This window comes from Allobosea sp. 10L422 (assembly GCF_056395345.1).
In genome coordinates this window covers 472,891-483,916 of record NZ_JBFTJI010000001.1, presented here as the reverse complement: position 1 = coordinate 483,916, position 11,026 = coordinate 472,891, and the positions used below count along the sequence as shown (strand labels likewise).

9 protein-coding genes and 1 pseudogene are annotated in these 11,026 nt (G+C 66.4%); 3 read left to right on the top strand and 7 right to left on the bottom strand.

Annotated features, from left to right (window positions below):
- The first annotated feature begins 26 nt into the window (after window positions 1-26).
- Entirely contained in the window at window positions 27-1,373 is a 1,347-nt protein-coding gene (locus AC1DEZ_RS02305) for an HlyD family type I secretion periplasmic adaptor subunit (RefSeq protein WP_441513143.1), read from the top strand.
- A gap of 424 nt (window positions 1,374-1,797) precedes the next feature.
- Here AC1DEZ_RS02305 and AC1DEZ_RS02300 read toward each other — a convergent pair whose 3' ends face one another.
- Window positions 1,798-2,496, bottom strand: a complete 699-nt coding sequence (locus tag AC1DEZ_RS02300) for a L,D-transpeptidase (protein WP_441513144.1) — start codon at window positions 2,494-2,496, stop codon at window positions 1,798-1,800.
- Window positions 2,497-2,905: 409 nt separating this feature from the next.
- Here AC1DEZ_RS02300 and ligD point away from each other — a divergent pair, with 409 nt between their 5' ends.
- Entirely contained in the window at window positions 2,906-3,850 is a 945-nt protein-coding gene (gene ligD, locus AC1DEZ_RS02295) for a non-homologous end-joining DNA ligase (RefSeq protein ID WP_476778467.1), read from the top strand.
- A gap of 206 nt (window positions 3,851-4,056) precedes the next feature.
- Here ligD and AC1DEZ_RS02290 read toward each other — a convergent pair.
- From AC1DEZ_RS02290 to pdxR, 6 genes and pseudogenes are all read right to left on the bottom strand, one after another.
- Window positions 4,057-4,380, bottom strand: a pseudogene (locus tag AC1DEZ_RS02290) (ATP-binding cassette domain-containing protein); the annotation flags it as partial.
- Between the two features lie 160 nt (window positions 4,381-4,540).
- Entirely contained in the window at window positions 4,541-5,611 is a 1,071-nt protein-coding gene (arsB, locus tag AC1DEZ_RS02285; RefSeq protein WP_476778466.1) for an ACR3 family arsenite efflux transporter, read from the bottom strand.
- Window positions 5,612-5,616: 5 nt separating this feature from the next.
- A complete protein-coding gene (gene arsC / locus AC1DEZ_RS02280) occupies window positions 5,617-6,030 on the bottom strand; it encodes an arsenate reductase (glutaredoxin) (RefSeq protein ID WP_476778465.1) in 414 nt (137 codons plus the stop codon).
- 92 nt (window positions 6,031-6,122) lie between these two features.
- A complete protein-coding gene (locus tag AC1DEZ_RS02275; protein WP_476778464.1) occupies window positions 6,123-6,494 on the bottom strand; it encodes an ArsR/SmtB family transcription factor in 372 nt (123 codons plus the stop codon).
- 81 nt (window positions 6,495-6,575) lie between these two features.
- Window positions 6,576-8,186 carry a GMC family oxidoreductase gene (locus AC1DEZ_RS02270; protein ID WP_476778463.1) on the bottom strand — a complete coding sequence of 537 codons (1,611 nt, stop codon included), beginning with the start codon at window positions 8,184-8,186 and terminating at the stop codon, window positions 6,576-6,578.
- 57 nt (window positions 8,187-8,243) lie between these two features.
- On the bottom strand, window positions 8,244-9,785 hold the full coding sequence (gene pdxR / locus AC1DEZ_RS02265; RefSeq protein WP_476778462.1) for a MocR-like pyridoxine biosynthesis transcription factor PdxR: 1,542 nt from the start codon (window positions 9,783-9,785) through the stop codon (window positions 8,244-8,246).
- Window positions 9,786-9,918: 133 nt separating this feature from the next.
- On the opposite strand from pdxR, the gene AC1DEZ_RS02260 reads away from it, so the two are divergent.
- Entirely contained in the window at window positions 9,919-11,025 is a 1,107-nt protein-coding gene (locus AC1DEZ_RS02260) for a mandelate racemase/muconate lactonizing enzyme family protein (RefSeq protein WP_476778461.1), read from the top strand.
- The last annotated feature ends 1 nt before the right edge of the window (window position 11,026 follow it).

The following is an 11,026-nucleotide window of genomic DNA, read 5'->3' as shown; positions in this document are numbered from 1 at the left end:
GAACGGCCGGCATGGGGAACGCGCCGATGAACGCCCATAATCACGATTTCACCGCTGCTTTCGCAAAGTCCCCGCACGAGACGCAGGATGCCCGCCTGAATTTCCGGCTGCGCAGCCATGTCGTCGTCGGTTCGGCGCTCGCCTTGCTTCTCGTGCTCGGCTGCGGCGGCTGGGCCGCGACTGCCGCGCTGAATGGCGCTGTCGTGACGCAAGGAACGGTCAAGATCGACCAGAATCTCAAGGAGGTGCAGCACCGTGACGGCGGCATCGTCCAGTCGATCGCCGTGCGGCAGGGCGATCGTGTCGCGGAGGGCCAGGTGCTTTTCCGGCTCGACGATGTCCAGACGCGCGCCGAGCTTTCGATCATTCATTCGCAGCTCGCCGAGAATCTCGGCCGCAAGGCCAGGTTGCTCGCCGAGCGCGACAATCTCGCGAGTGTCGCCTATTCGCCGGAGATTGCGCGGCTCTCCGACGAGGTCGACCATATCCTGGAAGGCGAGACGCGCCTGTTCACCGGCAACAAGGCCAACCGGGACAGCCGCAAGGAACAGCTTGAAATCTCGATCGTCCAGTCCGGCGAGGAGATCCGTGGGTTGGAGGCGCGCCAGGTCGCGAAGGTCGAGGAAATCCGCCTCGTCGAGCTGGAGCGCGCCAAATATCTCAGCCTTTTCCAGAAAGGTTTCATCGATGGCGTGAAGGTCTTCAACATCAACCGGGAATGGGCCCGTCTGCTAGGCGAGCGCGGCGAGATCGACGCGACGCTCGCCCGCGCCAAGCTGCGCATCAGCGATGCCCGCCTGCAGATCATCGCAATCGACGAGACGGCAAGGACCGAAGCCCAGCGCGAATTGCGCCAGGTCGAGGCCAAGCTGTCCGAGCTGAGCGACCGCCGCGTTGCCAACGAGGATCGGCTCGCGCGCATGGAGATCCGGGCGCCGATCGCGGGCACCGTCAATGAGCTGATGATCTTCACCGTGGGAGGCGTCATCACGCCGGCAGCTCGGCTTGCGACTGTCGTGCCACGGAACTCGACGCTGATGGTCGAAGTGCGCGTCGCGCCGAACGATATCGACCAGGTTCATGTCGGCCAGACGGCGCGCATGCGCTTCTCCGCCTTCAATCGCAACACCACGCCGGAGGTGTCCGGAAAGTTGGTCCATCTCTCGCCGGCAACGACAAAGGACCCGGTGAGCGGGCAGAGCTTCTATATCGGGGAGGTCCAGATCCAAGACGCGGCGATCGCCCTCGGCGACCGGCAATTGCTGCCCGGCATGCCTGTCGAGGTCTTCATTTCGACGGGAGATCGCACGGCATTGTCTTATCTGATCAAACCACTCATGGACCATGCGGAACGTGTGTTCCGAGAACGCTAGGATTTCGGGGTTCGGAGCCGGATGCGCGCGCTGGAAACCACCAGCCTGATATTCGGATGCCGACGGGGTGTCTCCTTCCACGAGCCGCCCGAAGGCCTCGAGGTCAAGCTCGTGCCTGCTTTCGGGGACCGTTAGGTGCGTCAGTGCGCGGCATCGGGCCGGGCCGTGAGCGGTTGAGACACCGGCTGGCCGACACCGGGAGCAAGCTGGCCAAGGCAGAGAGCTGGACCGCCAATTCCCAAGTCCCTGCCGACCGGACAGCGCTCTTCAGCAATCTGGATGCCGGCGTCGCCCGGGGCGGCCGCCGGCCTGGAAGGTCGCATCGACCTTCCAGATATCGTCACGCGTATAATCGCCAGGACACCATTTGTCCTTTGGACCGCCCGCACGGGCAGCGCCCAGGTCCGGGGGGCGATGCCGCAGCCTAGGCCGGCAGGACGACCACCTTCGTCTTGACCGGCGTTTGCGAATAAAGGTGGATCATGTCCTGGCTGAGCAGGCCGACACAGCCGCTCGTGATGCCTGAGCCGATCGATTCAGGCTCGCTGCTGGCATAGATCGTGTAGAGCGTATAGGCGCCGTTCTGATAGAGATAGAGTGTGCGGGCACCGAGCGGATTTTCGAGGCCGCCCGGCATGCCGCGGGCGTATTTTGCCGCCTCGGGCTGGCGCTTGATCATTTCCTTGGGCGGTGTCCAGGTCGCCCATTCGGCCTTGCGCCCGACATAGGCGTCACCGCTCCACCGGAACCCGTCGCGGCCGACATTCGCACCGTAGCGGGTGGCGTTTCCACCCTCCTCGACGCGGTAAACATAGTAGTTGCCGGGATCGACGATAATCGTGCCGGGCGCTTCCTTGGTGTCATAGCGCACCGTCCGGCGATAATATTTCGGATCGACCTTGCTGATATCCGCCGCCGGGATCGGGAATTTCTCCTCAGGCGCCGGCCCGTAGAGTCTCTGCGCTTCGGCGAAGCTCATGCCGTCAGAGACCGCGCAACCGCCGAGCCCGAGCGCGCCGACGCCAACGGCCGATCCGACCAGAAACGATCGGCGATCGAGAAGTCCAGGCCCCGCCATCCTTCGCGTCTCGCCGACATCGGCATTCCCACCGCGCGTGATCATGATCTGGCCGTTTTCCATGTCCCGTTACCCACTCAACGTCTTTCTGGGCCGACATTGCCGTCACATGGCGCGGCTGGCAAGCGTGGCTTTCGCAGCGCCGGGCTTTCGCCGGCACCGGCAAAAGTCGATGCGATCGCTCAATCTCGACCTGCGCGGCACCCGGCCCGGCGCGATCGGAGGAGACTGCGATAGCGCGGCGATGCCTCTCGAGGCCTTCCGCGGCGGATCGGATTGGCCCCGCCTGGAGGCGGCTGTCCTGGAACGATTCCTCGCGTCACACGTTTATAGTTGTGCGTGTGGAGTTGGGGCCATGTGTGCGCGGCGCATTCTCAGAGCCGGACTGAGCGGACATACGCTTCAGGGGCCGCTTACCCGACGACGGAAGCTAGAGCGCCTCTTCACCGATCCGATGCCTGAGCGTGTCGAGCCCTGTCTCGCCCTGCTGAGCAGCAAGGCGCCGACGGGGCGCGATTGGTCCTACGAGATCAAGTGGGACGGCTACCGCCTCGCTGTCCACATCGAGCCCGACCAGCGGGTTCGGATCATCACGCGCGGCGGTTATGACTGGACGTTGCGTTTTCCCGTCATTGCTCGCGACGCCCTGCAACTTGGTGTCGGCAGTGCCATCATGGACGGGGAGGCGGTCATCGTCGACGACCGCGGCGCCCCGGATTTCGGCGCGCTGCAGAAGGCTCTTGGCAGCCTCGGCGGCACGCAGAGCGCTTCCCGGGCAATCTTCTATGCCTTCGACCTGCTTTATCTGAACGGCCATGATATCCGTGCGCTCAGCTGCGAGGAGCGACGGGGCATTCTTGAGGACATTCTGGGCGATTCCCCTCACAATTCCGTCCATCTGAGCGAGGACATCAACGCGGATGGGCCGGCATTGCTGCGCCTGGCCGGCGAGATGGGGCTGGAGGGCATCATTGCGAAGCGGCGCTCCGCTCCCTATCGATCCGGGCGAGGCGGAGATTGGCTCAAGATCAAGTGCGTCCAGTCGGAGAGCTTCGTCATCATCGGCTATGAGCCTTCGAACGAGGCTCTCGGCGGCGTCGGCCGCATACTGGTCGCGGCTCGCGAGGATGGCCATCTCGTCTATGTCGGAAGCGTGCTGGCTGGTTTTTCCGAAGCCAGCGCAACGGCCCTGCGGAGGCAGATGGACCGGATTCTCACCGAAAAGCCCGCTGTGAACATGACCGGCCGGAGCAAGGCATATCGTTGGATCAAGCCGGAGCTGGTCGCGGAGATCGAATTCCGGGCCTGGACCGACGACGGCAAGCTGCGCCACGCATCGTTCAAGGGGTTGCGTGAGCGCGCCGACGAGGCATCGATCTACGAGCTGTCGGATCAGTAAGCACTCCGGCCCGCTGGCGGCGCGTTCATCTGACGCGTAGACGAGCCGAGCGCATCCGCGATCTGAGGCGGCGCCGGAGCGCGCTGCCCGGTCACGTCTCACCATGAGGGAGCCGATCATCGAAGAATGAGGCCCCCTCGTTTCTCGCGGACGTTCGCTCCTGCCCTCATGAGACACGCGCCTGTGCCCGGGACATGCGGTCCGAGCTACGCTTGATGACCGACCATGCGCAGAAAGGCCGCGAGCCTTGGATGGGCCGCAGCGTTCGCCAGCTCCGCTGGCCTGCCGCGCTCGATGACCCGGCCGGCTTCCATGAACCAGATCTCGTCGGCGACCTCGCGGGCGAAGCCGATCTCATGCGTGACGCAGATCATGGTCATGCCGGCCGCCGCAAGCCGCTTCATCGCAGCCAGAACCTCGCCGACCATCTCCGGATCGAGCGCCGGGGTCGGCTCGTCGAACAGCATCACCTCGGGATCCATAGCCAGGAAGCGCGCTCGCCGCACGCGTTGCTGCGATCGCCCAGCAATCATGCGATTTCACGGCGCGCAGCCTGCCGAGGGATTAGGCGTTGGACCGCGCGCCGGCACGGCGCACCCGCATCCTGCGCAGGCCGGCTTGAGCTGGGCTTCGATAACCCCGCCTGCTGCCGATTCCAGCGGCGTGGCCGGCCCGAGGCTGCCCAGCGCTTCAGCCCGACGCCGATACGTCGTGCTTGGTCGTCCCGCGGATGACCGCCGGGTGGCGCTCGTACCAACCCTTGCTCCGGTTGACGATCGCGACCACCGACAGCATCACCGGCACCTCGATGAGAACTCCGACGACGGTCGCGAGCGCCGCGCCCGAGTTGAAGCCGAAGAGGCTGATTGCGGCTGCGACGGCGAGTTCGAAGAAGTTGCTCGCGCCGATCAGCGCGGAAGGACCGGCCACGCAATGCGCCTCGCCGGCCATCCGATTGAGCAGGTAGGCCAGGCCCGAGTTGAAATACACCTGGATCAGGATCGGCGCCGCGAGCATCGCGATGATGAGCGGCTGCGCCAGGATCTGCTCCCCTTGGAAGCCGAAGAGCAGCACCAGCGTCGCCAGCAATGCCACCAGCGAGATCGGCGCGAGAACGCCGAGGATGCGGTCAAGCGTGGCCGGGCCGCCGCGCGCAAGGAGCTGGCGCCTCACGAGCTGGGCCACGATCACCGGGATGACGATATAGAGAGCGACCGACAGCAGCAGCGTGTCCCAAGGCACGGTGATGGCCGAGAGGCCGAGCAACAGGGCCACGATCGGCGCGAAGGCTACGATCATGATCGCGTCGTTGAGGGCCACCTGGCTGAGCGTGAACAGGGGCTCGCCCTTTGTCAGATTCGACCAGACGAAGACCATCGCCGTGCAGGGCGCCGCAGCGAGGATGATCAGGCCTGCGATGTAGCTGTTGATCTGATCCGCCGGCAGGTAAGGCCGGAAGAGGCAGGAGATGAAGATCCAGCCGAGCGCGGCCATCGAGAAGGGTTTGACCGCCCAATTGACGAAGAGGGTGACGCCGATGCCGCGCCAGTGGCGCCCGACCTCGCCCAGCGCCGCGAAATCGATCTTCAGCAGCATCGGCACGATCATCAGCCAGATCAGCACCGCCACCGGCAGGTTGACCCTGGCGATCTCAGCCGCGCCGATCACCTGGAAGAAGCCGGGCAAAGCGTGGCCGAGCGCGATGCCCGCGACGATGCAAAGGCCGACCCAGAGGGTAAGATAGCGTTCGAAAGTCGACATGGCTCTCAGGCGGGGCGGGATGAATCGACGACCAACTCACCGTCTTCCTTGCGGAACTCGCCGAGCTGCGGGGACAAGAGGTCGAGCACACGCTCGGACGGGCGACACAGCCGAACGCCCTTCGGCGTCACGACGAATGGTCGATTCAGGAGAATGGGGTGGGCTTCGATGGCGTCGAGCAGGGCTTCGTCGCCGAGCGAGAGATCGTCCAGGCCAAGCTCGGCATAAGGCGTTCCCTTTTCGCGTAGCGCCTGGCGCAGCGTGAGACCGGCGCGATCGACGAGCTCGCGCACCATTCTGCGCGAGGGCGGCGTTGTCAGGTACTCGACGACGTGCGGCTCGACACGTGCATTCCGGATCATCGCGAGCGTGTTGCGGGAGGTGCCGCAATTCGGGTTGTGGTAGATGACGACATCCATCTGGAATGACTCCGGCACAGACGTTTCGTGCTCAGGCCGCAAGGCGCAAGCTGTTCAGCGAGGGGAAGGGAGCGGCGCCGATCCGCAACGGTCTAGGCGGTTTCCTCGATTTCGTTCGCCGTCGGCGAGGTCGCGCCGCAGGCCGAGACCGCCGCGCCCAGCGGTGCGCAGATCTCCGTCCGTCCGCCGCAGCAATCGTGCAGCAGAAAGGTGACGAGGCGCTGCACCGCTTCGAGGTTGGCGCGATAGATGATGGAGCGGCTCCGGCGTTCGGTGCGGACCAGCCCGGCCCGCGCCAGGACACCCAGATGCGACGACATGGTGTTCTGCGGCACGGCAAGGCGCCGCGCTATTTCTCCCGCGGGCAGACCTTCCGGCTCATGCTTCACCAGCAAGCGAAACACGTCGAGGCGGGTCTGCTGCGCGAGAGCTGCAAGGGCCAGAATGATCTGCGGTGATTCCATAAATCGAGGTTAGTGGATATATGGATGTTCTGCAAGCCGCCGCCGCTCGACCGTGGTCGGGCAGGGCAGGGGAATTCGTGTTCAGGCGTCCGACATCAAGGCGGCGGCGCGCTCGCCGACCATCATGGCCGGCGCGTTGATGTTGCCGGAGGGGATGGTCGGGAAGATCGAGGCATCCGCGACGCGCAAGGCGTCGATGCCGTGCAGCCGCAACCGGGCATCGACGACTGCATCGCGTGGGTCGGGGCCCATCCGACAGGTCCCGCAGGGGTGGAAGACCGAGTAGGCGTTCGCGCGGATGTCGGCGACATGCGCCTGCGCGTCGATGGCCTCCGGGCCCGGCCGGATTGCGGAATCGATCACGGCGGAGAGTGTGGGCGTCCCCGCGAGCCGGTGCAGGTAGCGGGCGCCCGCAAGAAGCTCGCCGAGATCCTCTGGCTCGGCGAGGTAGTTCGGCGCGATCTCCGGTGCGATGCGAGGATCGGGCGAGCGGATCGCGACATGGCCGCGGCTGAGTGGCCGGCAGGGCGAAACGCTGAGGCTGAAACCGGGAAAGAGGTCTGGCTTCATCAGGGCGCGCACGCCGGGGATCGCGCGCTCATAGCTCAGCGGCGAGAAATAGAGCTGCATGTCCGGCCGTGGCAGCTCGGGTCTGGTGCGGAAGAAGCCGCCGCCCTGGTTGACGCTGAGCGCGAGGGGCCCGCGCCGCCGCAGCAGGTAGTTCGCGGCCATGCCGATGCGGGCCGGCCAGGATAAGAGCGCGTCATTCAGGCTCGGAAGCTTCGAGCGGTAGACGTGATCGTAGCAGAGATGGTCCTGCAGGTTGCGGCCGACGGCTGGCAGATCGAGCAGCGGCATGATGCCGTGTTGCTTCAACAGTTCCGCCGGGCCGATCCCGGAAAGTTGCAGGAGCTGCGGCGTGTTGAAGGCACCGCCGGACAGGACGACTTCCCGGCGGGCGCGAAAGCGCAGAGTTTCGCCGCCGCGCCGGGCCTCGACGCCGACGGCGCGCCGGCCGTCGAACAGGATGCGCGTGACATGGGTGTCGGTTTCCAGCTTCACGCGCCCGCGCCGCCGCGCCGGATGCAGGAAGGCGCGTGCCGCCGATTCGCGCCGGCCCGCGCGCGTCGTGATCTGGTAGAAGCCCGCGCCCTCGCTGGTCGCGCCGTTGAGGTCCGGATTGAAGCGAAGGCCAGCTTCGCCCGCGGCCCTGACGACAAGGGGGGTGAGCGGATGGACTTCTCCGGTGACATCCTCGACATGGAGCGGCCCGCCTGCGCCATGCCAGTCGGAGGCGCCCAGAGCATGGTCCTCGATGCGCTTGTAGGCGGCGAGCACCTCGGTCCAGCCCCAGCCGGGGTTGCCGAGCCGTTCCCAGGCGTCGAAATCCTCGGCTTGGCCACGAGCATAGACCATGGCATTGATCGCGCTGGACCCGCCGACGACCTTGCCCCGCGGCTGGTAGATTTCGCGTCCGTTCAGTTCCGGCTGCGCCGTGGTCCGGTACATCCAGTTCAGGCGGCGATGGTAGAAGGTCTTGCCGTAGCCGATCGGCAGATGGACCCAGGGGCTGAGATCGCGCGGCCCGGCCTCGATCACCAGGACCGAACCTTGGCCGGCCTCCGCCAGCCGGCCGGCGAGCACGCACCCGGCCGAGCCCGCTCCGACGATGATCACGTCCCATTCCGTCAAGATGCTCGTCCTACCCATGCTTTGAGGGCGTATTGGCCAGCGTTTCCGCCTCCGCTCCTAGGAAGAATTGGGTCTCTCGCTAAGGGCCATTCCCGCTGAAACGCCAGTCCAGTTCTCGCCTGCGGCGAGGCTGTCGATGCAGCCGCGCAGGTCGCGCGCCCCGGCCCGGATTTCCGCCGGCGTGAAGCCGCTGAAGCCGAGCACAAGCCCGTCCCGCGCAACGGGTTCGAGGGCGAAGCGACTGATCGGCGCGACCGTCACGCCGCAACGGGCCGCTGCCTGTGTCAACGCGACGGCATCGAGCCCATCGCGGAGGTGGGCGACAGTATGCATGCCGGTCTGCGTGGGCACCACCTGCAGGTCCGGCGCCAGATATTCGCGCGCCGCTTCGTCCAGCGCCTGGTAGCGCTCCTGATAGAGCTTGCGCATGCGTCTCACATGCGTCGCGAAATGCCCCTCGACGATGAAATCCGCGACGATGCCTTGCAGCGCCGTCGGCACGCCCGGCGAGAAGGCCTCGAGGCAGATGCCGATCTGCTCGACCAGATGCGGCGGCGCGACGAGGAAGCCGAGCCGCAGCGAGGGAAACAGCGTCTTCGAGAAGGTCCCGACATAGATCACTCGGCCGCTCCGGTCGATGCTGGTCAGCGTTGCCATCGGGGCGCCCTGAAAGCAGAATTCGCCGTCCCAATCGTCTTCGATGATCCAGGCGCCGTTGGCCTCGGCGGCGTCGAGCAAGGCGAGGCGCCGCTCCAGACTCATCTTGGCGCCAAGCGGCTGCTGATGCGCAGGCGTCACGAAGGCGAGCCTGAATTCGGGCGCGCGGCGCAGTCCCTCCTCGACCACGAGGCCGGCCTCGTCGACCGGAACGGGCACGATCGCGACTCCCGACTGGATCATGCTGTTGCGCGCCCCGATGGCGCCGGGGTCCTCGAACCAGACCTTGTCGCCGGGATCGAGCAGCGTGGCCGCGATCAGGTGGAAAGCTTGCTGAGCTCCCGCCACCACGAAGACCTGCTGCCATTCGCAGGCGATGCCGCGGTTGAGCCGCAGATGCGCGGCGATGGCCTGGCGCAGCGGCCGTGCACCGTGCGGATCGGGATAGCCGAGCACCTGATGGCGCGCCTTGCGCCAGTGCTTCCCGGAAAGCCGCGCCCATTGCGCCATCGGGAAGGCGTCGAAGGCCGGCATCGCCGTGGTGAAGGCGCGCGGCTGGTGCGGCAGGCGCGTGCCGAACAGCTTGGATGCCGTGTTCATCGCCTGCGCCAGCTTGACCCGCGCGGTGGGCGCCGCAACGGCCGCGGCGGCCGGAGCAGGGCGCTCGTTCGCCAGCGCCTGGCTGACATAGGTGCCGGAGCCGACGCGGGTCTCGATCAGCCCTTCGGCGGCGAGCCGCTCGAAACTCTCGACGATGGTGGTGCGGGCAACCCTGAATTCCTGCGCCAGCGTGCGCGTCGCCGGCAGGCGCTCGCCGACCTTGAGGGTGCCGCCGAGGATCAGTTCGCGCAAGCCCGCGCAGATCTGGACGCTGAGCCCATGCTCGCCCGCGCGGTCCAGCACGATCGACTGGAGCAGGGCGCCTTCCTCGCGTTTGACCATGGCGCCTCGTTTGAGAGTGGACTGTCAGTTTGACGAGAATGGACCTTGGGATCAGGCCAATTCAAGTCCCTCCTTGCGCCGAAGCTGTCCGCGGTTCGCCGGTCGGCGATCGCGAAACGGGACAGCGGCAGCGATGAAGATCACCCGGCTCGAAAGCTTCACGACCCAGGACGTCGGCTTCGTCCGTGCGACATGCGAGGATGGCAGCCAGGGCTGGGGCCAGTTCTCGCCCTATAATGCCGACATCACCGCGACCGTCTTCCACCGGCAGGTGGCGCGCTGGGCCGTCGGCGAAGACGCCTTCGCCATCGACGAACTCGTCGCGACCATCAGCGAGCGCGAGCACAAGTTCCCGGGCTCCTATCTCTGCCGCGCCATGACGGGGCTCGACACGGCCTTATGGGACCTGCGCGGGCGGATCGAGCGGAAGAGCGTCTGCGAACTGCTCGGCGGCTCGCCGCGTCCCTTCCCGGTCTACGCCTCCAGCATGAAGCGCGGCGAGATCACGCCGGAGGCGGAGGCCGAGCGCTTCCGGCGCCTGCGCGACGCCCACGGCTATCGCGCCTTCAAGTTCCGGGTCGGGCGGGAATGCGGCCGCGATATCGACGAGTGGCCGGGGCGGACGGACGCGATCGTGCCGCAGATCAGGCGGGCGCTCGGCGCCGAGGCGACGCTGCTCGTCGACGGCAACAGCGGCTATTCGCCGGCCAAGGCCATTGCTGTGGGCAAGATGCTGCAGGATCACGGCATCGTCCATTTCGAGGAGCCTTGCCCCTATTGGGAGCATGCCTGGACGCGCGAGGTCCGCGACGCCCTCGATCTCGACGTGACCGGCGGCGAGCAGGACTGCGACCTCGCCGTCTGGCGCGCCATGATCGACGGTGGCGTGGTCGACGTCGTGCAGCCGGACATCTGCTATATCGGCGGCGTCGGGCGGATGCTGAAAGTGGCGCGCTGGGCCGAGGCCGCCGGCCTGCCGGTGACGCCGCATTCGGCCAATCAGTCACTGGTGACGGTGTTCACGCTGCACATCATGGGCGCGCTCGCCAATGCCGGGCCCTATATCGAGTTCTCCATCGAGGGACCGGATTATTACCCCTGGGAGCAGGGTCTTCTGCGCAACCCGCCGCAGGCGCGCGACGGCATGGTCGCGATCCCCGACGGGCCGGGCTGGGGCGTCGAGATTGAGCCGTCCTGGCTCGACAAGGCCGCCTATCAGGTCACGGAGATCGGCACGTGAT